Below are 25,061 nucleotides of genomic sequence, written 5' to 3' on the forward strand. Positions count from 1 at the left end.
AAAGTTATTAACAATTATAAAAAAACTAACTTTTGTCAGTTTTACTGAAATTTTAATCTCTATTTTTGATATAGCTAACTGAATTAATTATGAATTTTGAAAGAAAAGATTTAACAAACAAAGCTTTATTAGCTCTTTACAAAAAGCTTTTGAAACCTCGATTAGTAGAAGAAAAAATGTTGATTTTAATCCGTCAAGGAAAAGTATCAAAATGGTTTTCTGGTATTGGTCAAGAAGCGATAGCAGTAGGTGTTACAGCTGCTCTTAATGATGATGAATACATATTGCCAATGCATCGTAATTTAGGTGTCTTTACAGCTAGAAATATACCATTAGAAAAACTTTTTTCGCAATGGCAAGGAAAGATAAATGGTTTTACAAAAGGTAGAGATAGATCATTTCATTTTGGAACTCAAGAGTATAAAATAATAGGTATGATTTCTCATTTAGGACCACAAATGGGAGTAGCTGATGGTATTGCATTAGCTAATAAACTATCTAAAAACAATAAAGTTACAGCAGTATTTACTGGAGAAGGCGCTACTTCAGAAGGTGATTTTCATGAGGCTTTAAATGTAGCATCCGTTTGGAATTTACCTGTTTTTTTTATTATAGAAAATAACGGATATGGCCTTTCTACTCCTACAAATGAGCAATATAAATGTGAAAATTTAGCAGATAGAGGTAAAGCTTACGGAATGGAAAGTTATATAATAGATGGGAATAATATTCTTGAAATTTATAATTTAATATCCGACTTAAAAGAATCAATGATTAATTCTCCTAGACCTGTTTTAATAGAATGTAAAACTTTTAGAATGCGAGGGCATGAGGAAGCAAGCGGTACGAAATATGTACCTGAAGAATTAATTAAAAACTGGGCAGAAAAAGATCCGATTGAAAATTATAGGAGATATTTGAAAATTACAATGGTACTTTCAGATGAAGAAGATGATTTAATTCATAAAGAAATTAAAGAAGAAATCGATTTAAATTGGCTAAAAGTACAAGAAGAACCGGCTATTATAGCCAATTTAGAAGAAGAATTAAAAGATGTATACGCTCCTTATAATTTTGAAAAAATAGATCCCAGTACAGAAGTAGAGAATATTCGTTTTATAGACGCTATTTCAGAATCATTAAGACAGTCTATGCAAAAACACTCTAATTTAGTTCTTATGGGACAAGATATAGCTGAATATGGAGGAGCTTTTAAAATTACAGAAGGATTTGTTACGGAATTTGGAAAAGAGAGGGTAAGGAATACACCTATTTGTGAAAGTGTAATTCTTTCAGCTGCAAACGGATTATCTATTAATGGCTACAAAGCGGTTGTAGAAATGCAATTTGCTGATTTTGTTTCTACAGGTTTTAATCCTATTGTTAATTTGTTTGCCAAACAACATTATCGTTGGGGTGAAAAATCAGATGTAGTAGTTCGTATGCCTTGTGGCGGTGGTACACAAGCAGGCCCCTTTCACTCTCAAACTAATGAAGCATGGTTTACTAAAACACACGGTTTAAAAGTCGTTTATCCAGCATTCCCTTATGATGCAAAGGGTTTATTGAATACGGCTATTAATGATCCTAATCCCGTTGTCTTTTTTGAACATAAAATGCTTTATCGTTCCATTTATCAGAATGTACCAAAAGATTATTACACACTACCATTTGGTAAAGCTTCGCTTATAAAGGAAGGAAATAGCGTTACTATCATCACTTTTGGAGCCGGTGTACATTGGGCTTTAGAAACTTTGAATGATAATCCAAACATATCAGCTGATCTAATCGATTTGAGAACACTCCAGCCATTAGATGTAGTATCAATTTATAAATCTGTAAAGAAAACGAATAGAGCCATTGTATTACAAGAAGATACACTTTTTGGAGGTATAGCTAGTGATATTTCGGCATTAATTATGGAAAATTGCTTTGAGTTTTTAGATGCCCCTGTTTGTAGAGTCGGTAGTTTAGAAACTGCTATTCCTTTTATGAAATCATTAGAAGATCAATATTTGCCGAAAATGCGTTTTGAAATAGAATTAAAAAAACTTTTGAATTATTAGTTTTTTGAGAAAAAGATTAATGTTTAAAAATAAAATAAGTAAAGCATAAAAATAATATATTTTAAGGTTATTCTATATGATGAAATGAAGTTTATAAATTATAATCTTTTTATATCATAGAAAAACCATTATTTGTAAATTTGACACTTTAAAATTATTCTAACAAAATGAGTCAAGAAATAAGAAACCTTGAACCCAAAGCTCTTTGGAACAAGTTTGCCGATCTAAACTCGGTGCCTCGCCCGTCTAAAAAAGAAGAACGAGTGATTGCTTTTATGATGGAATTTGGACAAAAATTAGGTCTAGAGACAATAAAAGATGAAGTAGGTAATGTAATTATTAAAAAACCTGCTACTGTAGGAATGGAAGATAGAAAAACCATTGTAATGCAATCGCATTTAGATATGGTTTGTCAAAAAAACAATGATACTGTTTTTGATTTTGATACACAAGGTATTGAAATGTATGTTGATGGTGATTGGGTTCGAGCTAAAGGAACCACACTTGGAGCAGATAATGGTTTAGGTGTAGCAACGATTATGGCAATACTTGAAAGTACAGATATTATACATCCTGCTATTGAGGCTTTATTTACAATTGACGAAGAAACGGGAATGACAGGAGCTTTAGGGCTAAAAGGAGGATTATTATCTGGTCAAATCCTTTTAAATCTAGATACAGAAGAAGATGATGAAATTGATATAGGATGTGCAGGGGGAGTAGATGTAACAGCTGAACGTACGTATAATGAGGAAGAAACACCTGCAGGTTCAGTAGGTTATGTTATTACTGTAAAAGGATTACAAGGAGGACATTCAGGAATGGATATCCATAAAGGCTTAGGTAATGCCAATAAGATTATGAACCGTTTATTATTTGATGGTTTTGAAAATTTTGGTCTTCAAGTTGCAGAAATCAATGGCGGAAGTTTACGAAATGCAATTCCACGTGAAAGTGTAGCTAAAGTTATTATTGCTGGAATGTATGATGAAGCTTTTGTTTTTGATATGCAAGAGGTAATAAATGATATCAAAGCAGAGTATAAAACAATGGAACCTAATCTGCAAATTATGATTGAAAAGTCAGATTTGCCAGCCAATGTAATGGATTTAGGAGTACAAGAAGGTTTATTACGTGCTATTTATACAGCTCACAATGGAGTATATCGTATGAGCCCTGATATGCTTGATTTAGTAGAAACATCAAATAATATTGCCAGAGTAATTGTAAAAGAAGGACAAATATCTATTCAAAATTTAACCCGTTCTTCAGTAGAAAGTTCTAAATTTGATTTAGCTAATGCGTTGCGCTCAGCTTTCGAATTATTTGGTTGCGAAGTTCATTTTTCAGGCTCGTATCCGGGATGGACACCAAATGTTAATTCCGAAATATTAGATGTATTAACCTCTATATATGAAAAACAAAATGGTTTAAAACCACATGTAGTAGCTTGTCATGCAGGTTTAGAATGTGGTATTTTAGGAACTAATTATCCGGTATGGATATGATTTCTTTTGGACCTACAATTAAAGGAGCACATAGTCCTGATGAAAGAGCTAGTATTTCTTCTGCTCAAAAATATTGGAAATTTGTTTTAGAGATCTTACAAAATATTCCTCTTAAATAATAAAATATATAGAAAGAAGGATCTTCTAAAAAGTCACAATCTTATCATTTCGTTCACAGGGCGAAATGATAAGATACTGATAATACGACTTCACCTTTCTTGAAAGTGACAGATTAGATGTTGAATTTGAATTTTTTAAAAACTTCTTTATTACTTATCGAGTATGTTTCCATCTCTTATGAGTCCACATATAATACTCAGGAGCCTCATAAATTTGTTGTTCTACTTTTTGAATAAACTTTTCCGAAATTTGAAAATTAGGAATAGATTTTACTTCATCTGCTAAAATCTCAAAAGTAGCTTGATAAAAACCTCTTTTTATCTTTTTTTACTTTCAAAAATATTAAACTCATGTCAAAACGTTTAGCTAATAGCTCCGCTCCAACATGTATAGGCGTTTCTTTCCCCATAAATTGATACCAATGCATATTACTTGAAGGCTTAGGTGTTTGATCACTAATAAAAGCATATACTGATAAAATATTATTATGGTTATTCTTTTCTATAACTTTAGAGGTTTCTTTTGTACTAATTAATGTAGCATTAAATTTAGAACGAATTTTTTTACTAACTTATCAAAATAACGATTTTTAATTTTTTTATATACACCAAAACCTTCAAACTTAATATATTTATTCATGGCTATTATCCATTCATAACTTGCATAATGAGCTAACATGATAATGACACTTTTTTGTTGCATTTCCAATTTATTATAAATTTCTAAATTGGTAAACTGATACCTTTTATCCATTTCTTTTTCTGAAATACTTAGTGTTTTTATCATTTCTAGAAACATATCACAAAGATGTCTATATGATTTTTTTCTATAGACAATCGTTCTTTTGAAGATAAATTAGGAAACGCAATCATTAAGTTATGACGTACCGTTTTTTTTCTATAGCCTACTATATAATAAATAATAAAATAAACACTATCAGATAAAATATATAATAATTTAAAAGGAAGTATTGATATGAACCAAATTATAGGGTATACTAGTATATAAACGACTAATTGCATTTTAATATTTTAAGGCAAATATAACTCATTAAATTTATTTAATAAAGAATTTCATTGCATACTGTTCGTCTAAAATGTAGTATATTGCTCGTAAAAAAAGGAGGCAATGAATTTAGTATTATTAGCACTAATAGGAATTACAGTTTTTGTAAGTTATAAAGGTTTTACAGATTACAATTTTTCTAATCAATATGAATTTAATGTAAGAAAAATTCGTTCAGGAGAACAAATAAGAATGTTGACATCAGGTTTTTTGCACGGTGATTGGGGACATTTATTTTTTAATATGTTCACTTTATATATGTTTGCAGACATTGTAATTTATAATTTTGGTTCCTATCTGTTTTTAATTATTTACTTAGTTAGTTTATTATCAGGAAGTTTTTTATCTATGGTTTATCATAAAAATGATTACAGTTATAGAGCAAGAGGAGCTTCTGGTGCAGTAGTAGGTATATTATATGCTGCTATTTTGTTGAATCCTGAAATGAATTTATATCTTTTTTTAATTCCAATTCCAATTTCAGCCTATATATTTGGTATAGGATATTTGTTATATTCTATTTATGGAATAAAAGCTCAAAATGATAATATAGGGCATGAAGCACATTTTGGAGGAGCATTAGGAGGTTTAGTCTCTACAATATTAATAAACCCGACTATTTTAATTAGTAGTTTTAAAATGATTATTTTATTACTTATTCCTATAATAATACTTTTTTTCTTAACTAAGATAAAAAAAATATAATGGCATACATTTTGTAACATTTCTAAAAAATAAATGTAGAATTAAAATTATATATCAATGAAAAAATTAATCACATCCTTATTCTTTTTAATGTCTTTTATAATGCAAGCACAAGAATTAAAACAACAAATTCCACAAGTGAGTGTTTCTGGAGAAGGAAAAGTAAAAGTAATTCCAGATCAATGTTTAATTACTTTAGGAGTTGAAAATACAGCAAAAGATGCAACCACTGCAAAAAAAATGAATGATGATATAATACATAAACTCATTCAATATATAAAAGAGTATAATATTCCAGCTTCTGATTATCAAACAACAGATGTAAATCTTAATAAAAATTATGATTATGAAAAAAAGAAGTATAATTTTTACGCTAGTCAGACCATTAGCATCTTATTAAAAGATATTAAGAAATATAATGATTTTATGTTAGGAATTACCGATACAGGTATAACGAATATAAGAGGTGTAGATTTTAAAACTTCAAAATTGGAAGAATTAGAAAAAGAAGCTCGTAAAAAAGCAATGTTAAATGCTAAACAAAAAGCAGAAGATTTTGTATCTGTTTTAGGACAAAAAGTAGGAAAACTGCTTTTAGTAACTGATAATTCATCAAGTTATTATCCTCAACAACCTATGATGTATAAATCAGCTGGAATGCGAGAGGCTTTGGGTGATTCAGGGAACAAAGAAATTTTAGCAATAGGTGAAATAGCTGTAGTAGTAAACGTACAAGTTGGGTTTGTTATTGAATAAAAAATAAATTGTTATTTTTAAGGAAAAATATTGTTTACAATATTTTTCCTTTTATCAATAAATATCTAGGCACTAGATTTTGTTATGAAGGTAAAAGGGCGCTAAAATAAAATAATTTTTTTACCGTTTTTTATAAAAATGAAATTAGATAATATAGGAATAGTGCTTTCTGGTGGAGGAAGTAAAGGTTTAGCTCATGCAGGAGTATTACATTTTTTAAATGAAAACAAAATAAATCCTAAAATTATTTCAGGGACGAGTGTAGGAGCTATTATAGCAGCTTTATATGCAGTAGGTAAATCACCTCTTGAAATTTTAGAATTTTTTAGATCTATTTATTTTTTCCATTGGAGACATTTCACATTTTCTAAAGCAGGTTTAATAGATGGAAATGCTTTCGAGCCTTATTTTTATAAAATTTTTAAAGATTTGAAAATAGGAGATTTGCCTATTCAAATTCATATAACTGCAACCGATTTAGTAAAAGGGGAACTAAAGATTTTTGATGAAGAAACACGTGTAGTAGATGCTATTTTGGCTTCATCATCTTTTCCTGGTGTTTTTTCTCCCTATGAATTTGAAGGAAATTTGTATAGTGATGGCGGAATTTTAAATCATTTTCCAACAGATTTATTACAAGGAAGATGTCATTATTGTATAGGTGTTTATGTAAGCCCTATACAAAAAATACAATCCAAGAATCTTACTTCTATTAGATCTGTAACAGCTCGCGCTTTTGATTTACTTTTTGCTAATTCTAGTGCGCATAAATTTACAAATTGTAATTGGCTAATTCAGCCAGAAGAATTGTCTAAATTTGGTACTTTTGAGACTAATAAATTAAAAATGGATGAAATTTTTTCAATAGGATATAAGGAAGCACAAAAAACTTTTTTAAAAATAAATTAATATATCCCTTGTTTACTTAGCTAAAATAGTTTGTTTTAAAAAAACAAAATTTCGTATTATAAATAGGAATATAGTCATAATCAGGAAACAAACTCTGATTTTATCGAAGAGCTCAACACAGGTTCACCTCACTAAGTTTCCTTTTTTCATAGATCTTCAGTGATTGTATTTATTATTGGCTCTTCGATTCGAAGGAAATATTAAGTTAATCTCTATTTTGTATTGACTTAAATGTCGAACCAATGTTTAATTAAATTATCAATAGATTGTGCATTTTTATGAGTATATTCATTGGTTTTAGTGTTGTATAAATAATCATTAGACCATTCTTGATGATTTTGAGCTAAGGAACAGATGGCTTTGCAAACTAATTCAATTTCATGATTAGTTGTAGTAGGGTGTATAGACATTCGTATCCATCCGGGTTTAACAGTTAAATCACCAGAATCTATATTACAAGTGATAGCATTTGATTTGTCTTGATCAACATGTAATAAATAATGACCATAAGTACCTGCACAACTACATCCACCACGAGTTTGAATACCAAAACGATCATTTAATATCTTAACACCTAAATTATAATGTAAATTATCTATATAAAATGAAATAACGCCTAATCGGTCTTGATGTTGTTCGGATAATATGGTTAAATTCGGTTCTTTTTTTAATTCATTAAATATGTAATCAACAATTTCTTTTTCACGTTTTAAAATATTTGCTACACCCATTTTTTTCTTTTAACTGAATGGCTAATGCTGTTTTTATAACTTGAAGAAAACCGAGAGTACCACCATCTTCACGATCTTCTATATTGTCAATATATTTATGTTCTCCCCAAGGATTGGTCCATGATACAGTACCTCCTCCCGGGCAATCAGGCACGTTATTTTTGTATAAATTTTTATTAAAGATGAGCACTCCAGAAGTTCCTGGCCCTCCTAAAAATTTATGGGGAGAAAAGAAAATGGCATCTAAATAGGCTTCAGGATCTTCAGGATGTATATTAATTGTTACATAAGGTCCTGAGCAAGCAAAATCTACAAAGCATACACCTCCATTTTGGTGCATGATTTTTGCTACTTCATGGTAAGGCGTTTTAATGCCTGTAACATTCGAACAAGATGTGATAGATGCTATTTTAAAGCTTCTATCGCTATATTGCGCTATTATTTTTTTAAAATTTTCTAAACAAAAAGACCTTCTTCATTGGCTGGAATTATTACTACATCGGCAATGGTTTCTAACCAAGAGGTTTGATTAGAGTGATGCTCCATGTGAGAAATAAATACAATGGGTTTTAATTCTTTGGGGATATTAGTATAACTTTTTAAGTTCTCAGATATTCTTAAACCGAGAATTCTTTGAAATTTATTAACTACTCCCGTCATACCTGTACCATCTGTAATTAAAACATCATTTTCGTCAGCATTTACATGGTTTTTAATAATTTTTCGAGCTTGATGATAAGCCATGGTCATAGCTGTCCCAGATACAGTCGTTTCAGTATGAGTATTTGCCACAAAAGGACCAAAATCGTTTAATATTTTTTCCTCAATTGGTCTGTATAATCTCCCTGAGGCAGTCCAATCTGTGTAAATGATTTTTTTCTTCCAAAAGGTGAATCAAATTCTTGATTAATTCCTACAATATTTTCTCTAAATTTTAAAAAATATTGTTCTAATGTTGTAGATTTTTCAGTTGTAATCATTTGTTTCTTATTTGGATCCAAATATACATTATTTACTTATTTTGGAATAGATTTTTAAAAAAATGATGAATAATTTGTACTATTTATTTTTTATAATGATTTCGTTTAGAGGAAATTTTAGATTTCATCTATTATTAAGAAATAATAAAAGATGAATTAATTTGATTTTAAGCTTAAACTAATTTATTTTTCAAATTTTCTTTTTTTTATTTGATTAAGTAATTTTTGTTTAAATTCTATCTCTATTTGTCTTAATTGAATAATTTTTTGATTTGGAATAACTCCTTGTAAACTTTTAACTAATGATCGTTTATTTTGTCTAATTTCAGTTTCTATTTTTTCTTCTTGATCCATTAAATTTTGCACTTCTTTATCAGATAAAGAAGTAACTTCATTAACATTTAGTTCTTGCATTAGTTTCTTTTTTTGTCTTTGAAGTTCAAAATGTTTACTATCAAATTGATTAAATACAGGCCAAAATTTTTCGGCTTCTTCAGGAGTTAATTCTAATTTATCAGATATAAAAGCGATACGTAATGCTTTTATTTTCTCTATCTTTTCTGTTTTTTCTTGTCCAGAACTAAGTTGAAATGATAGAAATATAAAAAGTATAATTATTTTTTTCATAGTATTTTTAATAATTAGTTATAAGTATTCATTCAAATAAATAGACATTTGATGATCTATAGAAGTAAGTTCCTTTTCTAAATCTGTTAAATCTTCATTTGTTAAATAATCAACTAAATCTTCAGTCATTATATCGTCTGAATATGCTAAATATTCTTGTGTAGAGACCAAGGTAGAAGTATTCGTTTGATAAAAATAAATCCAAGTAAAAATAGATAGAACTATTACGGCAGCAACTCCATATAGCCAAATGTTTTTTTTCTGTCCAATAGAAAATACTTTAGCTGTTTTTGTTTTCTGGTTTATTTTTGACATTAGACGATCTTCAAAATTTAAAAAATAATCATCAGGTACTTGATAACCAGCATTAATTTTAGGGTCTGTATTTATATTAATTTGATTCATATTAATAGGACATCATTGAGAAGGAAAGGTTTAATTTGAGTTTAAAAAATCTTCAATTTTTTTGACAGCATGAAAGTAGGAGGCTTTTAATCCTCCTACAGAAGTTTTTAATATTTGACTAATTTCTTCATATTTTAATTCTTCAAAATATTTCATTTTAAATACTTGTTGTTGTTTTTCCGGTAGTGAAGCTATGGCTCTTTGTAATTTTAGTTGAATTTCGTTTCCATCAAAATAAATATCGGCTTCTAATTTTTGTATCATTTTTGCTTTTAATTCGTCATTAGATAAACCTTTTTTCTTGGCTTTACTATTTAAAAAACTGATAGCTTCATTTGTAGCAATACGATAGATCCATGAATAAAGTTTGCTTTCCCCTTTAAAATTTTGAAGATTTTGAAATACTTTTATAAATGTATTTTGCAAAATATCGTCTGTGTCATCATGATCTATTACTATATTTCGTATATGATAATACAATGGTTTTTGATACATACGAATTAACTTCCTAAAAGCTTCATTTTGAGTTTTAGAATTTAAAAGTTCTGCTAAAAAAAGAATTTCGTCTTGCAAGATAGTTAGGCTTTCAGTATAAGACTAAAGATATTTAAAAAGGTTTAATTTTAAATATAAAAAGCCTTTGTATCTTTGGGTTTAAAATTAAATTTTATGATTAAAACTGTCATTTTTGATATGGATGGGGTTATTGTAGATACAGAACCTGTTCATAAGTATGCTTATTATGAACATTTTAAAGAGTTGTCTATAACGGTTCCTGAGATTATGTATACTTCTTTTACTGGTAATTCTACACGAAATGTTTTTCAAAAATTAAAAGAAAATTTTAATTTAAAAGAAGAGGTGGAGGCACTTATATTGAGAAAGAGGGCACTTTTTAATGAGGCTTTTGATACGAAACCTGATTTAGAATTAATTGAAGGTGTATTGGATTTGATTAAAAAATTGCATGCTGAAGATATTCAACTCATTTTAGCTTCATCTGCTTCAAAAAGTACGATAAATCGGGTATTTAATCGGTTTGATTTAAATCAATATTTTACACATAAAGTAAGTGGAGAAGATTTTCCAAAATCAAAACCAGATCCCGCTATATTTTTACATGCTGCTTCACTTTCAATAGCTCCTAAAGAAAACTGTATTATTATTGAAGATAGTACTAATGGGGTTCGAGCGGCTCATGCAGCAGGAATTTATTGTGTGGGTTATAATAGTATTAATTCTAAATTACAAGATTTGTCTTTGGCTAATGAAATTATTCATCATTTTGATGAATTCAATTTTTTAAAAAGTATAATTTAAATGATTTGTTTTAAATATATTAATGAGAGAGTAATGAGTGATTATAACCTTTCAAGATGGATATACAATTAATAAATCATTATACTACAAAAATAAGAATTATTAGTTTTTTTATTATTTGTTAGTATTCCTGACAATACATTTAACCCAAATTCCCTATTATACTCGAAGAAAATGAATTGCCGAAGCCAATTTATTTCAGGTTATTCATTACAATTTAAGCACTTGCTTTCTTTTAAGTATGAAAATAGTTCCTATTTTTTTCTTATAAAATTTTCCGTAAGCAGTTGAATTTATTGAAAATTTTGTTTTATAAGAAAGTTTAATATGGAATCTGGGTTTAAAATATTATTTTGAAGTCTCTGTTAATTTTTCCTTACATCTAAAAAATTAAATTTTATTTTCATCCCAATAATAACTATCAGGATAAATTCTTTGTCCAAATATTGCAGTACCAACTCTTATGATCGTTGCTCCCTCTGCTATTGCAATTTCTAAATCTCCACTCATGCCCATTGAAAGTTCTTGCATTTCTACATTTGGAATATCAAGAGCTATTATTTTTTCTTGAATATTTTTTAGTAATCGAAAACATTCACGTATCTTATCTTTTTCATTACTAAATAATCCTATTGTCATAAGACCTTTTATTTTTAGGGTACTAAACTGGGCTATTTTTTGTATAAAATGAAAAACTTCATCAGGCGCTATACCAAATTTGCTATTTTCATTGGAGGTATTTATTTGTATTAAAACTTCTATTGTTTTATTTTCAAATTGTAATCTTTGATGTAATTTTTCTGCCAAATCCAAACGATCAAGAGATTGAATACAAGAAACATCATATTTTAAAATCTCTTTTATTTTATTGGTTTGTAAATGTCCTATAAAATGATTTGTATGAGGAATTTCTTTTAATAATTCATATTTTTCTTTTAATTCTTGTACTTTGTTTTCCGCTATTAATTTGTTTCCATTATTTAAGGCTATTTTGATGCGTTCAGCGGAAACGGTTTTAGTTGCTAATAGTAATTTTATTTCATTTGGATTTCTATTACTTTTTTTACAAGCATTATTTATACGTTCTTCTATAATTTTTATATTTTGTATAATTTTTTCTTCCATAAGATTTATTTCTTGTTTTTTTCCAAGGATGCAATTATTATTGATTTTATAACGGTATATATGTAATCTTTAGCTTCAGCAAAGGATATGTCATATTTACGTTCTATGTTTTGACAATTTTCAGGAAATTTTGATAAAAGAGTATCATAATATTGATCTAAGATTTCTTTTTGAGGTATTTTGAAATTAATTTGTAATTGAAAACGTCTTAATAAAGCGATATCAATAATTTCAGGATGATTTGTGGCACATATTAATAAAGCTTTATTTGGGAAATAATCTATAAGTTGTATAATGGTATTTACCAATCTTCTCATTTCACCTACGTCCTTATCATCATTTTCTCTTGCTTTTCCAATTTGATCAAATTCATCTAAGAATAAAATAGCATGATCTCGACTGGCTTTATCAAAAATTTGTTTAATATTTTGAGATGTTTCTCCTATACGTGAGCATACTATATTACTTAAGTTGAGTATTAAAATATTTTTATCTAATTCTTTTGCAATAGCTTTAGCTGTCATTGTTTTTCCACAACCTGAATTGCCATGTAATAAAATTTTATTATTTACAGGCAGTCCATATTTATTTAATTCATCAAAATAAATATGCTCTTTTATAAGCTGATTTATGTTTTTTTTACTGATTTCATCTAGAAATACGTCATTTAGAGCGATCTGTTCTTTGTCTGTTATTATAAGGTTCTGTAAATTCATAAATAGTTCAGAATCTGAGTTAAAAGAATTATTTTATTTTTCAAATATAATTAGGAAGCCTAACAAAAACAAGTGAAAATTTAGCTTAATTTTTATCTTTATCCAAAATTCTGCATTAGACTTGATAGTGAAGATAAAAAGAGAAATAAAAAGTCTTGTATCTTTTAGATTGCCTCTATTTAAATATATCAAATGACAATTATCATCATTTTTATTATTATTTAGATCTAAATTAGATTACAAATTAGGAAGAGCAATTTAATCAGGCATAAAATAGGGGAGAACAGAGATCTTTCCGATTGACTTTCATTTAGATTTTTCACTAAATTTAAGTCGCAATATTTTAAAAAAATAGTGAATTACTAAGTCCTTCTTTTAAAGCTAAAAATTTTAAGAAATAAACTATCATAACTAAAACTTAATATATATGAAAACCATTTTAGTTCCTACCGATTTTTCAGATGCAGCTAATAAAGCCAGTCTTTTTGCATTAAAATTAGCAAAAAAAAACCAAGCAAAAGTGCTTTTATTACATAGCTATAATTTGCCCATTATAGATGTGCAATCAAGTGTTTTGAGTGCTAATATGTTGTATTCAAGTGTTGATTTAGATGAATTTGAACTATTTAAAGAAAATAATAAAAAATTAAGTGAATTAGCTTATTCAAAAGGACTAGAAGATGTAGAAATAAGTCATAAAATTGTTTTGGGTGAGTTAAATGTAAGTATAAATCAATGTGTAAAAGAAGAACTAGTAGATTTTATCGTAATGTCAACTTCTGGAGATGATGATTGGTTTTCTAGAGTTATGGGAACAAATACTGATTCCGTTATTTTAACAGGTAATGTACCTACATTAGTCTTACCTGACGGATGTAATACAGAAGATTGGGAAACTATAGGTTTTACCACCCGATTTAAGGAAACGGATAAAGAAGCTTTTGTAAATACAATAGATTTAGCTAATAAATTAGGTTGTACCATCAAATGTTTACATGTTGTAAATTCAGCAGATAAAGTATCTGATGAAATAATAAATTCTTGGAAAGAAAATTTTGAAAGTGATAAGGTTCATTTTGTCTTTGATACATCAGAAAATGTAATGGATGGAATTGAGAATTTTATTGATAATCATCAAATACATTTGTTAGGTATGGTTACCTATAAAAGAGATTTTTTTACAGAATTATTTACTAAAAGGCTCACTCAAAAAATGACACATAGAGTACATATTCCGATACTAGTACATCATGCTTAATCATCTTATTAATAAGGAGTAATTCAATTTTTTTAATTAGCTGTAACTTGCTATACTGTATAAAAAAGTAAATGACTTCAAATATAAATAATTAAAAAGGAGGGGGCTGAAAAGTTAAAATTCAACGTCTAATCTGTCATTTGGACAATAAGAAACTTGAAAACTTTACTCAAACAGGCGAAACAAGACATATCATGAGTATCATCTCTTTTTCCTATGGTCGAAAATGGCAGAAAGGTGTCCTTTAGGACACCTTCTTTTTAATTATATCAATTACAAAATAACTTGAACAAGGAAATCGATAATTAATTTTATTTAAAAAAATATTAATTATTTCCAATCAAAATGTAAGATGATTTAGTATATAGTTGGTAAATTTAATAGCTCCTTTGTTATTTAAATGACCGCAGGATGAAAAATAATAATCTTCCGTTACCGCGTTTTCAAAATTATAAATTTCGGGGTAAATTTTATTTACATTAGAAAAATAATTCATGCCTTTGGTACACTTACACATAGGAGTCATGACTAAAATTAAACGAATATTATTTTTTCTGCATATTTCTTTGATATCATCTAAATAATGATTTCGAATAGGTTTTAATCCAGCAATATTATTTTTCATTCTCCGCCAATTAGTACCTTCTAGAGGATAGTAACCTTTATTATCTAATAAGTTTGTTTTTTCTTTTGAAAAAGCATTTTTTACTTCTCTAAAACCAATTTTGCTATCAAATTTTATATAGCGATAAAAAGGAATATAATAAAGTTGTAAGAAATCTGCTTCTGATTTAAAATGATCTTTTATAATTGAATTAGTATGCAAATAGGGCATAAAACGTGCTGTTGTTCCTTCATCTCTTTTTTCATTGCAAACGCTTAAATCAGCTTCTAGTAATAAATTTTTGATTTTAACCTTTCGTTGAAGCATTATTTTTAATAATAAATTAGTTTCAAAAAGATGAGAACCACTGATACCAAAATTAAACGTTTTGTAACCTTTTCTTTCAAAAAGAGAAGGAATAAAATGATTATTAGCACGAGATGTTCCCATAATAACGACATCATATTTTTGGGGTTTTATATGCAATACATATTCAATTTTATTTCTTTTATTAGAAGAAGAAAGAATAAAGGTATAAGTTAGATCAAGAAAAATACTACCTAATATAACAATACATAATAGTACTAAACTATGTTTTAAAAATTTTTTCATTAGAATTGAAAATATATAAATTCTTTATAATCAGAATAAACACCTAGAGCAATTAAAGTTAAAATCAAAATAAATAATTTTATAAAAGCAAATCTTCCCGAAATAGGTTCCGTTTTACCTCTATTAAACCACTCAAAAATGATAAATAATACTACTAAAGGGATTAATTCATGAGAATAACGTTCATTATCTAAATATTGTGTAGTGAAATCTCTATTAGTAAATAATCTATAAATATAATTATAAGCATTTGTTATCGTTTTAGCTCTAAAAAATATCCAAGCTAAAGTAGAAAGAACAAAAGTATTTAGTATATTTAGTAAGGTTTTAATTCCAGAAAAATTCCATTTAAAATCTATGTTTCCAACATTATTCCTATTTTTATTTAATATCAACAATGGTAAAAAATAAATAGCATTTATAAGTCCCCACATAATAAAAGTCCAATTAGCTCCATGCCAAAATCCGCTAACTAAAAAGATTATGAATGTGTTACGAACTTGCATCCATTTTCCACCTTGGCTTCCTCCTAGAGGAATATATAAATAATCACGAAACCAAGAGGATAAGGAAATATGCCAACGACGCCAAAATTCAGCAATATCTCTAGAAAAATAAGGATAATCAAAGTTTTTTAATAAATCTATTCCAAATAATTTTGAAGTCCCCAAGGCAATGTCAGAATAACCACTAAAATCACCATATATTTGAAAGGCAAAATAAATAGCTCCTAATAGTAGTGAATAACTATTCATAGTGTCTGAATGATCAAAAATAGCATTAGCATATAAAGCACAAGAGTCCGCAATTACCACTTTTTTAACCAAGCCCCATATAATTTGATAAGATCCTTCTTTTGCTTTTTCAAAATGAAATATTCTTTTAACTTTTACTTGTGGGAGTAAATGAGTGGCTCTTTCAATAGGCCCCGCTACTAATAAAGGAAAATAGCTAACAAATAAAGAATAATCAATAAAATTATATTCTGCTTTAATTCTTTTTTTATAGATATCAATAACATAAGATAAACCATGAAAAGTGTAAAATGAAATACCTACAGGTAAGACCCATTTTAACATATAAGGATGTATTTCAAATCCTATCTTGTCACATAGATCAGCAAAAGACTGTACAAAAAAGTTATAATACTTAAAAAGGCCCAAAAAACCTAAGTTTATTCCAATACTAAGCCAAAACCAAAATTTAGAAATTCTTTCATTTTTACTATTTTCAATCTGGATACCTGATATATAATCTAAAAGTGTTGAAAAAATTAATAAAAATAAAAAACGCCAATCCCAACAAGCATAAAAATAATAACTAGCTATAATTAATATGGTATTTTGACTTCTTTTCGATTTATTAAAAACAAACCAATAGAGAAAAAAGATGACAGGTAAAAAAATTGCAAATTCTAAGGAATTAAAAAACATTTTATCTTATTTTATTAAAAAACACAAACTCATAAAAATGAATAAACCACTTATACCTATTTTTTAACGATTTTGAATGTGCAAAAATAATTTAAATTATACTTGTTTGGATATTGTTTTGTTTTATTCTTTTCAATTAAAATAGAAAAATAGATTTTTTTAAATATAGTAAGTAGATTTTTTTTTACTTTTTGCGAATATTTAATCATTTATAAATTGCGAACTCATTATAAATATGGTATTTTCGCTTTTTAGAATTTTAACGAGTCATAAACCATTTTATAAAAAGGCAAATCATGAGTTATTATACCATAAAGGATTTAGAAAACTATTTTAAAATGTATAAAAAATCGGTACGTGAACCCAAAAAATTTTGGGATAAAATAGCCGATGAAAATTTTATTTGGTATCAGAAGTGGGATAAAGTTTTTGACTTTGACATGCAAAAAGCTGAATTTAAATGGTTTATTGATGCAAAAGTTAATATAACAAAGAATTGTATTGATCGTCATTTAGCTAGACGTGGCGATAAAACAGCTATCATTTTTGAACCCAATAATCCAGAGGAAACATCACAAAAGATTAGTTACAATGAGCTTTATCAAAAAGTCTCAAAAATGGCCAATGTTTTACTTGAACAAGGAATAGAAAAAGGCGATAGAGTTTGTATCTATTTACCTATGATACCAGAATTAGCAATTACTATTTTGGCTTGTGCTAGAATAGGAGCTGTTCATTCCGTTATTTTTGCAGGTTTCTCAGCAGGCGCTTTAGAAGCTCGTATAAATGATTGTCAAGCAAAAATGGTAATTACATCAGATGGTGCCTATAGAGGTGATAAAAAAATTAATTTAAAAGGTATTGTAGATGAAGCATTAGAGCGCTGTCATGCTGTTAAAACAGTTTTAGTTGTAGAAAGGACTAAAGATACGATAGACATGAAAGCAGGGCGTGATCATTGGTTACAACCTTTATTAGATAATGCTTTAGATACTAGCGTAGCCGAAATTATGGATGCTGAAGATCCTTTGTTTATTTTATATACTTCAGGTTCTACTGGTAAGCCTAAAGGAATGGTACATACTACGGCTGGCTATATGGTTTATACCGCTTATACTTTTAAAAATGTTTTTAATTATAATGATGGCGATATTTTTTGGTGTACAGCAGATATAGGTTGGATTACAGGACATTCTTATTCTTTATACGGACCACTTCTAAACGGTGCAACAACAGTCATAAGTGAAGGAATATTATCTTACCCTGATTTTTCACGCTATTGGCAAATAATAGAAAAACATAAAATAACGCAATTTTACACAGCTCCTACAGCAATTCGTTCTTTAGCTAAAGAAAATTTAAATTACGTACAAAAATTTCCTTTAAAATCATTAAAAGTAATTGGTTCAGTAGGTGAGCCTATTAATGAAGAAGCGTGGCATTGGTATAATGATCATGTAGGAGGAAAACGCTGTCCTTTGGTAGATACTTGGTGGCAAACGGAAACAGGCGGAATTATGATAGCACCAATACCATTTGTAACTCCTACTAAACCTACTTATGCAACACTGCCTTTACCGGTGTACAACCTGTTTTAATGGATGAATTAAGAAATGAAATAGAAGGGAATCAAGTAGTAGGAAGTTTGTGTATTAAATTTCCTTGGCCAAGTATTGCTAGAACTATTTGGGGAGATCATGAACGCTATAAAGAAACCTACTTTTCACAATTTCCTGGTAAATATTTCACAGGAGATGGTGCATTACGTGATGAAGTAGGATATTATAGAATTACAGGTAGAGTAGATGATGTTATTATTGTTTCAGGACATAATTTAGGAACAGCACCTATTGAAGATTCTATTGATGAGCATCCTGCTGTGGCAGAAAGTGCTATCGTTGGATTTCCTCATGATATAAAAGGAAATGCTTTGTATGGTTTTGTCATTTTAAAAGAAACAGGAGAACATCGTGATCGTGAAAATTTAAAAATTGAAATTAACCAAATTATTTCAGATCAAGTAGGTCCAATTGCTAAATTAGATAAAATCCAGTTTGTTAGCGGTTTACCTAAAACTCGTTCAGGTAAAATTATGCGTAGAATTTTAAGAAAAATAGCTTCTGGTGATTTGGAAAACTTTGGAGATATTTCTACATTATTAAATCCAGAAATAGTTGAAGAAATAAAAAAAGAGAGTGTCTAAAATAAATTGTATTAAATCATCATTTAAGTTTATAACTCTCAAAAAAGGAGGAATTATATGATATATAATTCCTCCTTTTTGATTTAGTTTTTGAAATAGATAGAAACTTTTGCGTAATCTGGGTTTAATTAATTTTTAGTTTCCCTCTCATTTTTAAAAACAACAAACCAATATTAAATGCTAAATTCGCTGAAGTTTGTATTTCAGGATTTTTTATTTTGTAGGTAGAAAATAGTTCTTCTAGTGAAAAATTTTTAGAATTTAGATCCAAAATTCTAGTTTCCATGACTTCTACATCTAATAAATTATTTTTGATACGACCGCTATGTAACTTTGAAAGATATTCATTTAAAATATCAATATCATAATGTATTCTATGTCCAACAAGTGTAGCATTACCTATAAAATGGATAAAGGCTTCAATGGCTTGAGCTTCTTCATAAGTCAACTCTTTAGCATTCATTATTTTATCCTTTTCTAATTCAATTTCTAAACTTTGTTCAACGATAATTTGATTATGTTGAATGACAACAGCCCCTATAGATATAATTTTATCTTTTAAAGGATTTAATCCTGTTGTTTCAATATGCAAAGCAACTTTTCTTATAGAAGGTGTTTCTAATTGAACTAAATAATTTTTCCAAAAATCTGGATATTCTTTTCCTAAATGTTTTAACCAATCGAGCATTTTATGAAAATTGTGTTAATTGAAAGGTATCTTTTACTATTTCTTCTAAATCTTTTAATACAGAAAGAGATTCTTTCAAGCGTTCTTTTTCTATTTTAGGTAAATGTTCTACATCTATATACTCACCCGTATTATCGTTTTTATAACCTTCTAAAATTCTATATTTCGATAATAACAAAAATGTTTCGGATGCCTGACGATAAATGTTCTCATTTTCCGCATTTTTTATAGCCAATTCTTTATATCTAGAATAAGTGTTATTTATTCCTTTTAATTCAAATTGTATGGATAACAAACGGGCTATATCTACCATTTGATTAAGCGCTTTTTCTTTAATATTGAATTTACCATAATATGGCCCTGTATCTTCCTCATTAAATTTTTTGAAGAAATTTAAGGGCGCTGGTTTTTTTAGTGCATCATTTCCTAAATAGTCTAAAAATAAAACTTTATTCTTCATTTTATTAATCGTATCGGTAATAGCAGTTTCAAAACTCTGATCTCCATATACAAATTCATAATCAAAAAAAATGGCACAATGTTCATTAGTAAATTCCCTGGAGATTTAATCCAATTTTCATATTGCATAATCCATTCTCCTAAGGGTTTACACCATTTTTCATTTGTTATAGAATTTCCGAACTCACAATGTTTATAGCCTAACTTTTCAAGTGTTTCAGCAACTTTTTTAGCTAATTGGCTAAAATAAAAACGAGCATTTCTAGCTTGTTGTATCTCTACATCTGCATATATTAACATGTTATCATGGTCTGTTAATAATAATTGTTCTTTTCTTCCCTGACTTCCGATGCTTAAAAATGCAAAAGGTACAGGAGGAGAACCTAAATCTAAAATAGCTAATTCTACAGAACGATGAATAATTGCTAATATAATTTCACCAGCTACATTATAAAGATGTTGCAATGGTATATTTTTTGTAAGTGCTTGTTGCATCATAGATGCCATGGATTTATAAACAGCTCTTAATTCTAATGAAGAGTTGGCTCTTTTAGCTTCTTTTATTAATACACCGGGGAATTAGCTTGCGCTTGTACTAAATCTTGTTGTGTAATAACACCTTTTACATCGCTATGTGGAGTCCCATCTATAGTAACACATAAATGGTGTACTTTATGTGATAACATTACTAATTGTGCCTCTGATAATGAAATATTTTCAGTAACTGTTATAACTGGATAAGTCATTATTTTATCAATATGCGACTGAATAGCATTTTTACCAGTAGCAACTTTATATTTAAAATCTGAATCGGTAACGATCCCTATAAGTTTATTATCTTCTATTATAAATGCGTTATCGAGCATTTTATCAGTCATTAGCAAAGCTACTTCTTTAATACTTTGATCTCGTTTAACGAACAAAGGGGAGTGGTTATAAGCTAATGTTTGTATAAATGAAAAATCATTTTGAAATTCTGAAAGTTGAACATTATCAGCAATTAATTGTTTTTTATCTTGATCTGTTGGATTGTTTGAATTTAAAGCAAAACTTTCTAGTAAGAAATTTAAAACTTGTGAATTTTGTATTACAAATGGTCTAATTTTATCAATAGGTATAGCAAATAAAATAGCTTCTTCATTTGCTTTTGCGGTCATTTGATAGTTGTTTTTAGCAAAAAAAGGTCTTAATCCAAAAATATCTCCTGCATAGCATTTGTTTAATAGCGTTTCTTCGGCATCTGATACAACAGTTAAATGAATAACACCAGAATTTACGACATAAAAACTTTCATGTAAAGGATCATTTATTTGAAAAAGTTTTTGTTTTTTATCTAAATGAATAACTTTGATATAATGCGCAATTTGTTCTAGATCTTCAAAAGATAAAAAACTAAAGGGTTTAAAATCCTTTAAAAAATTGGCAATATTAGTAGCTATAGAATTTTTCATATAATTTTTATAAAATCTATTTTTAGAAAGCATTTATAATCATTAAAATAATTAAGTAACAAATGAAGACTTTATCAAATGTAAATGTTTTCAAAGTAAAATTAGAAACATTTTTTATAGGAGCAAAGGAAATGTTTAATTTTTCTATTTTACATAATATAAATTATAGGTCTTTTATAATGATGTATAAAGAGAGAGTCGTTATTTTAGATTTTAATGAATATTAAAAACTTAAACTCAAATATAGTTTTGGTAATTCTAGTTCTTAATTTTATAATACTAAAATCAGTAAAATGTTTTTTTAAAATATCTAAAAGTAATTTGGGTTAAATTCAATTGTTTTTAAATTTTATACGATATTAATTTAAAAATATTTTATGAAATTATCAATTATAAGTATATGATCTAGTTTAACTAATTAGCTGTTAAATTCTAGTATGTTTCTAAGAAAATTTACAGATTTAAGAATCTAATAAATTACAGTTCAATTTGTATAAATACTCATAAATTATGATTATTTTTATGAAACAAAATATAATAATAAACAATTATTTAGCAGGTTTCCCATACGTTAATTATATTTGTGAAAATAAAAGAAAATGAATAGACTTAAAAAGCATTGGGGAATTAAATCGAATTATCAATTAGCTGTTATTTTCCTTGTATTTGCTATAAATGGTTCTTTATCAGCTAGAATTTCCGCCTATTTTATGCAATTTCTAGGATTAACAAAGGAAAGTATGCATTGGAGTATTTATTACTTTTTATTATTAATTTTAGTATTGCCTCTCTACCCTTTTATGTTAATGTTTTTTGGTTGGCTTTTTGGTCAATCTCATTTTTTTTCCCCTTTTAGTAAAAAAATGCTAAAATCAATGGGACTTGGATTTATTTTTAAAGAAAGGTAATTTTTTACTCTAAATTAAAACGAACAATTTTATTTTTGCCAGAAGCTATTGCAGTTTTGGAATTTAAAAATCGAAAGGCAATAAAATCATTATCTGATAATAATTTCTTCCAATTTTTTCCTCTGTTTTGGGAATAAAAAACACCTGTTGCTGTTGTGGCTAATAACGATTTTCCTTTACTATTAGGCACAAATTGTATACAAGATGCGTATCCAAAAGCTTCATTTTGGGCTAATAATTGCCAACTCTTTCCTCCATCAAGAGTAATAGCCTTATTTTGTGTGTTGTCATTCAAATTTTCATAATTACCTCCTGCTATTATTCCTATTTTATCATTAAAAAAATCAGATGTAAAAATTCCGGTCATACTTTCACCTTGAATAATTGGAGTTGGTTTTTTATTCCATTTTAACCCTTTGTTCATAGATGTGTAGAGATTTGCTGATCTTCCACCAGAAACCATAAAAAGAGTTCCATTTTTATAATTTAAATTGGTATTACTGGCTGCAAAAAAGATTCTCCTGATATAAATATTGGTAAATGAATTGCTTCTATTTTTTTCCAACTAAGTCCTCCATTTTCTGTTTTAATGATACAAGGATATCCATTTATTGGATCTCCAATGGCAAATCCTACTTTATTATTAATAAATAACATGGCATCATAAAAAACATTTTCATGATGTTCTTCATATACCTTTTCTACTATTTTTGTCTTTTTATTTATTTTATAAAGTATAGCAGGATTAGCAATACTTAATATAAATACATCCTATTAGTTTGAGCAATACTTCTAAAATCGAACTTTTTATTTTTTTCTATTACATTAGATATATAGGTAGATTTATTTTTTAGATGGATACAACCAAATTTACCTTGATTGGTTCCAAACCACAAATGGTCTTTATCTATTAATAAAGCGCGACTGCTCATTTGCTCGATTAAGAGAGTATCTATTTTTATGGTAATGTGGTCAAAAATAGTTGGTGATTTTTTAGTATTTAATGCTTATATTACCCCTATCAAATTGAAGAGGACGTTGGCTCTGCTGAGGAGCAACCAACTAGCAATAAGTTTGATAATTATACGATAGTTTGAGAGGATAGATTTTCAGTCTATCCTCTTTAATTATCGGTAATTTAACATGGCTAAATAAAACCTTTTTACATTTGGTTTTTATAATACAAATACCATTTCAAAAAGTTCTTTCTGTTGGCTAAACTTAATCCTCTATGAATATTCAAGTTGCCTTTTAAGTGTCCGAAAAATGATTCCAATGAGTTTGTTGAATTGGGTATTTTTTCATCTTTTAGATACAAAAATATATTAGGCAATGCTTTTTTGATTACCGTAAACGATCTTCTAACCATTTTATGCGTATACCAATATCTTCCTGTTTCGGGATTATATGATTTTTGATTAATGAAATCTCTATATGTTTCTTCCTATTTTATGAGTTCCATAAGCCATAATTGCTTTTTGTACTCGGTGTTTATATAATGAATTTTAACAGCTATTTGTTTCAGTTCAAAACCAGATTTATGTTTTGGATTTGCTGTAAGCCATATTCTACACATTCGTGATATATGAACTAAACATCTTTGAAAGGGTACTTTTGGACAAACTTTTTTAATGGCTTTTATAGAAGATTTATCTCCATCAGAAGTAATGCTTTTTATTGTTATCCCAAGCTTTAATAGATTTTCTAAGTCTTCGGCTATTTCCTCAAAATGTTCTCCATTGCTTATTCTGTAAAGTTGTGTTAGCTTTAAATGAAAGTTTCTATATACAACTAAACAGATATCATTTGGAAAATAAGTTCCATCAAGAACTAAATATATCTCATCAGTTGAACTAAACTCTAAGACAGGAGATTTGTTTAGCATCTTATAGAAATAACGTTGTAAAGTGCTTATTCCATATCCTGATTCTTGTGAAATTTTATTAAAAGTGTCTTTGCCAATTACCCAATTTTTGAACCATATTTCTTTATTAGAATCTGAAACTGATTTATTAATATTAGTAAATAATTGTCCACAATTTTTACACTTAAATCGTTGTTTGTTTTGTTGAATTCCCCATTTTATAGTTTCTAGACTTTTACAAGTTGGACATCGCTTTTTTTTGAGTTTTTCATAAATAAAAAAAGTTTATTGAAACGAATTTCAATAAACTCTTCGAAATATCATATTTTACAATAGCTAACAGCTATTTTACCAACTATTTTTGACTATTAAACCATTTTTATAGAATCTATAAAATTAAGAGTATTCTTTTGGCTTGTTTTGCAAGCTAATAGTGAAAACGAAATAACAAATGTTATAAATATTTCTTTCATAGTTTAAAACTTTCTATTTCTTTTAAAAAAAAAGACTAAAAATACAAACATTTAATTGTAAATATTTAATTTTGT

General features: G+C 27.8%; 24 protein-coding genes and 5 pseudogenes. 10 read left to right on the forward strand and 19 right to left on the reverse strand.

What is annotated here, in order from left to right; translation table 11 throughout:
- Positions 1-89: 89 nt before the first annotated feature.
- Positions 90-2,066 carry an alpha-ketoacid dehydrogenase subunit alpha/beta gene (locus JJC05_RS00100; protein ID WP_235877887.1) on the forward strand — a complete coding sequence of 659 codons (1,977 nt, stop codon included), beginning with the start codon at positions 90-92 and terminating at the stop codon, positions 2,064-2,066.
- A gap of 167 nt (positions 2,067-2,233) precedes the next feature.
- Positions 2,234-3,693 (forward strand): annotated as a pseudogene (locus tag JJC05_RS00105) (aminoacyl-histidine dipeptidase).
- A 154-nt stretch (positions 3,694-3,847) separates the two neighbouring features.
- On the opposite strand, the pseudogene JJC05_RS00110 reads toward JJC05_RS00105, so the two are convergent.
- A pseudogene (locus tag JJC05_RS00110) lies at positions 3,848-4,716 on the reverse strand (lysophospholipid acyltransferase family protein).
- A 106-nt stretch (positions 4,717-4,822) separates the two neighbouring features.
- On the opposite strand from JJC05_RS00110, the gene JJC05_RS00115 reads away from it, so the two are divergent.
- The 3 genes from JJC05_RS00115 (at position 4,823) to JJC05_RS00125 (ending at position 7,129) form a co-directional block, all read left to right on the forward strand.
- Complete coding sequence (locus JJC05_RS00115) at positions 4,823-5,464, forward strand: rhomboid family intramembrane serine protease (protein ID WP_105197064.1); 642 nt, start codon at positions 4,823-4,825, stop codon at positions 5,462-5,464.
- A gap of 57 nt (positions 5,465-5,521) precedes the next feature.
- Positions 5,522-6,220 (forward strand): SIMPL domain-containing protein, encoded by a 699-nt coding sequence (locus tag JJC05_RS00120; RefSeq protein ID WP_105197063.1) that lies wholly within the window; start codon positions 5,522-5,524, stop codon positions 6,218-6,220.
- Between the two features lie 138 nt (positions 6,221-6,358).
- Positions 6,359-7,129: a patatin-like phospholipase family protein gene (locus tag JJC05_RS00125; protein ID WP_105197062.1), complete on the forward strand. Its 771-nt coding sequence runs from the start codon at positions 6,359-6,361 to the stop codon at positions 7,127-7,129.
- A 227-nt stretch (positions 7,130-7,356) separates the two neighbouring features.
- Here JJC05_RS00125 and JJC05_RS00130 read toward each other — a convergent pair.
- The 4 genes and pseudogenes from JJC05_RS00130 to JJC05_RS00145 all read right to left on the reverse strand — a co-directional run bounded on the left by JJC05_RS00130 (position 7,357) and on the right by JJC05_RS00145 (position 10,445).
- Positions 7,357-8,840, reverse strand: a pseudogene (locus JJC05_RS00130) (aminotransferase class V-fold PLP-dependent enzyme).
- Between the two features lie 183 nt (positions 8,841-9,023).
- Complete coding sequence (locus JJC05_RS00135) at positions 9,024-9,467, reverse strand: sensor of ECF-type sigma factor (protein WP_235877888.1); 444 nt, start codon at positions 9,465-9,467, stop codon at positions 9,024-9,026.
- An 18-nt stretch (positions 9,468-9,485) separates the two neighbouring features.
- Entirely contained in the window at positions 9,486-9,872 is a 387-nt protein-coding gene (locus JJC05_RS00140) for a hypothetical protein (protein ID WP_105197059.1), read from the reverse strand.
- 30 nt (positions 9,873-9,902) lie between these two features.
- Positions 9,903-10,445, reverse strand: a complete 543-nt coding sequence (locus tag JJC05_RS00145) for an RNA polymerase sigma factor (protein WP_235877889.1) — start codon at positions 10,443-10,445, stop codon at positions 9,903-9,905.
- 96 nt (positions 10,446-10,541) lie between these two features.
- On the opposite strand from JJC05_RS00145, the gene JJC05_RS00150 reads away from it, so the two are divergent.
- Complete coding sequence (locus tag JJC05_RS00150) at positions 10,542-11,192, forward strand: HAD family hydrolase (protein ID WP_088394373.1); 651 nt, start codon at positions 10,542-10,544, stop codon at positions 11,190-11,192.
- A gap of 390 nt (positions 11,193-11,582) precedes the next feature.
- Here the strand turns inward: JJC05_RS00150 and JJC05_RS00155 are convergent, their stop codons facing one another.
- Positions 11,583-12,317: a YggS family pyridoxal phosphate-dependent enzyme gene (locus JJC05_RS00155; protein WP_127823053.1), complete on the reverse strand. Its 735-nt coding sequence runs from the start codon at positions 12,315-12,317 to the stop codon at positions 11,583-11,585.
- A gap of 5 nt (positions 12,318-12,322) precedes the next feature.
- Positions 12,323-13,033 carry an AAA family ATPase gene (locus JJC05_RS00160; RefSeq protein ID WP_127823054.1) on the reverse strand — a complete coding sequence of 237 codons (711 nt, stop codon included), beginning with the start codon at positions 13,031-13,033 and terminating at the stop codon, positions 12,323-12,325.
- 427 nt (positions 13,034-13,460) lie between these two features.
- Here JJC05_RS00160 and JJC05_RS00165 point away from each other — a divergent pair, with 427 nt between their 5' ends.
- Positions 13,461-14,291 carry a universal stress protein gene (locus JJC05_RS00165; RefSeq protein WP_105197055.1) on the forward strand — a complete coding sequence of 277 codons (831 nt, stop codon included), beginning with the start codon at positions 13,461-13,463 and terminating at the stop codon, positions 14,289-14,291.
- A 340-nt stretch (positions 14,292-14,631) separates the two neighbouring features.
- On the opposite strand, the gene JJC05_RS00170 is transcribed toward JJC05_RS00165, so the two are convergent.
- Both JJC05_RS00170 and JJC05_RS00175 read right to left on the reverse strand, forming a co-directional pair.
- The gene (locus JJC05_RS00170; RefSeq protein ID WP_105197054.1) at positions 14,632-15,507 is read right to left on the reverse strand and encodes a hypothetical protein; all 876 of its coding nucleotides are present in this window, start codon (positions 15,505-15,507) and stop codon (positions 14,632-14,634) included.
- Complete coding sequence (locus tag JJC05_RS00175) at positions 15,507-16,940, reverse strand: MBOAT family O-acyltransferase (RefSeq protein WP_105197053.1); 1,434 nt, start codon at positions 16,938-16,940, stop codon at positions 15,507-15,509. Before JJC05_RS00175 ends, JJC05_RS00170 begins: the two co-directional genes overlap by 1 nt.
- Positions 16,941-17,236: 296 nt before the next feature.
- Between JJC05_RS00175 and acs the strand changes: the two are divergent.
- Positions 17,237-19,143, forward strand: a pseudogene (acs, locus tag JJC05_RS00180) (acetate--CoA ligase).
- Positions 19,144-19,267: 124 nt separating this feature from the next.
- Here acs and JJC05_RS00185 read toward each other — a convergent pair.
- The 4 genes from JJC05_RS00185 to JJC05_RS17795 form a co-directional block, all read right to left on the reverse strand.
- Positions 19,268-19,831, reverse strand: coding sequence for an exonuclease domain-containing protein (locus JJC05_RS00185; protein ID WP_105197051.1), 564 nt, complete (start codon positions 19,829-19,831; stop codon positions 19,268-19,270).
- A gap of 1 nt (position 19,832) precedes the next feature.
- Positions 19,833-20,291: a putative nucleotidyltransferase substrate binding domain-containing protein gene (locus JJC05_RS17785; protein WP_309597375.1), complete on the reverse strand. Its 459-nt coding sequence runs from the start codon at positions 20,289-20,291 to the stop codon at positions 19,833-19,835.
- Complete coding sequence (locus JJC05_RS17790; RefSeq protein WP_309597376.1) at positions 20,288-20,788, reverse strand: DUF294 nucleotidyltransferase-like domain-containing protein; 501 nt, start codon at positions 20,786-20,788, stop codon at positions 20,288-20,290. Before JJC05_RS17790 ends, JJC05_RS17785 begins: the two co-directional genes overlap by 4 nt.
- 65 nt (positions 20,789-20,853) lie before the next feature.
- Entirely contained in the window at positions 20,854-21,741 is an 888-nt protein-coding gene (locus JJC05_RS17795) for a CBS domain-containing protein (protein WP_309597377.1), read from the reverse strand.
- A 62-nt stretch (positions 21,742-21,803) separates the two neighbouring features.
- Here JJC05_RS17795 and JJC05_RS00195 point away from each other — a divergent pair, with 62 nt between their 5' ends.
- Both JJC05_RS00195 and JJC05_RS00200 read left to right on the forward strand, forming a co-directional pair.
- On the forward strand, positions 21,804-21,968 hold the full coding sequence (locus JJC05_RS00195) for a hypothetical protein (protein ID WP_181142911.1): 165 nt from the start codon (positions 21,804-21,806) through the stop codon (positions 21,966-21,968).
- A 372-nt stretch (positions 21,969-22,340) separates the two neighbouring features.
- Positions 22,341-22,649, forward strand: coding sequence for a DUF6787 family protein (locus tag JJC05_RS00200; protein ID WP_235877890.1), 309 nt, complete (start codon positions 22,341-22,343; stop codon positions 22,647-22,649).
- A 4-nt stretch (positions 22,650-22,653) separates the two neighbouring features.
- On the opposite strand, the gene JJC05_RS00205 is transcribed toward JJC05_RS00200, so the two are convergent.
- From JJC05_RS00205 to JJC05_RS19000, 6 genes and pseudogenes are all read right to left on the reverse strand, one after another.
- Positions 22,654-23,073, reverse strand: a complete 420-nt coding sequence (locus tag JJC05_RS00205; protein ID WP_235877892.1) for a WD40/YVTN/BNR-like repeat-containing protein — start codon at positions 23,071-23,073, stop codon at positions 22,654-22,656.
- Between the two features lie 62 nt (positions 23,074-23,135).
- Positions 23,136-23,306, reverse strand: coding sequence for a hypothetical protein (locus tag JJC05_RS00210; protein ID WP_235877894.1), 171 nt, complete (start codon positions 23,304-23,306; stop codon positions 23,136-23,138).
- Between the two features lie 98 nt (positions 23,307-23,404).
- Positions 23,405-23,581 (reverse strand): hypothetical protein, encoded by a 177-nt coding sequence (locus JJC05_RS00215; RefSeq protein WP_235877896.1) that lies wholly within the window; start codon positions 23,579-23,581, stop codon positions 23,405-23,407.
- A gap of 230 nt (positions 23,582-23,811) precedes the next feature.
- Complete coding sequence (locus JJC05_RS16225; RefSeq protein ID WP_240668935.1) at positions 23,812-24,018, reverse strand: hypothetical protein; 207 nt, start codon at positions 24,016-24,018, stop codon at positions 23,812-23,814.
- A gap of 75 nt (positions 24,019-24,093) precedes the next feature.
- Entirely contained in the window at positions 24,094-24,534 is a 441-nt protein-coding gene (locus JJC05_RS16230; RefSeq protein ID WP_258929318.1) for a transposase, read from the reverse strand.
- Positions 24,535-24,681: 147 nt separating this feature from the next.
- Positions 24,682-24,789 (reverse strand): annotated as a pseudogene (locus tag JJC05_RS19000) (transposase-like zinc-binding domain-containing protein); the annotation flags it as partial.
- Between the last annotated feature and the right edge of the window lie 272 nt (positions 24,790-25,061).

This window comes from Flavobacterium davisii (genome assembly GCF_019565505.1).
GTDB classification, from domain to species: domain Bacteria; phylum Bacteroidota; class Bacteroidia; order Flavobacteriales; family Flavobacteriaceae; genus Flavobacterium; species Flavobacterium davisii.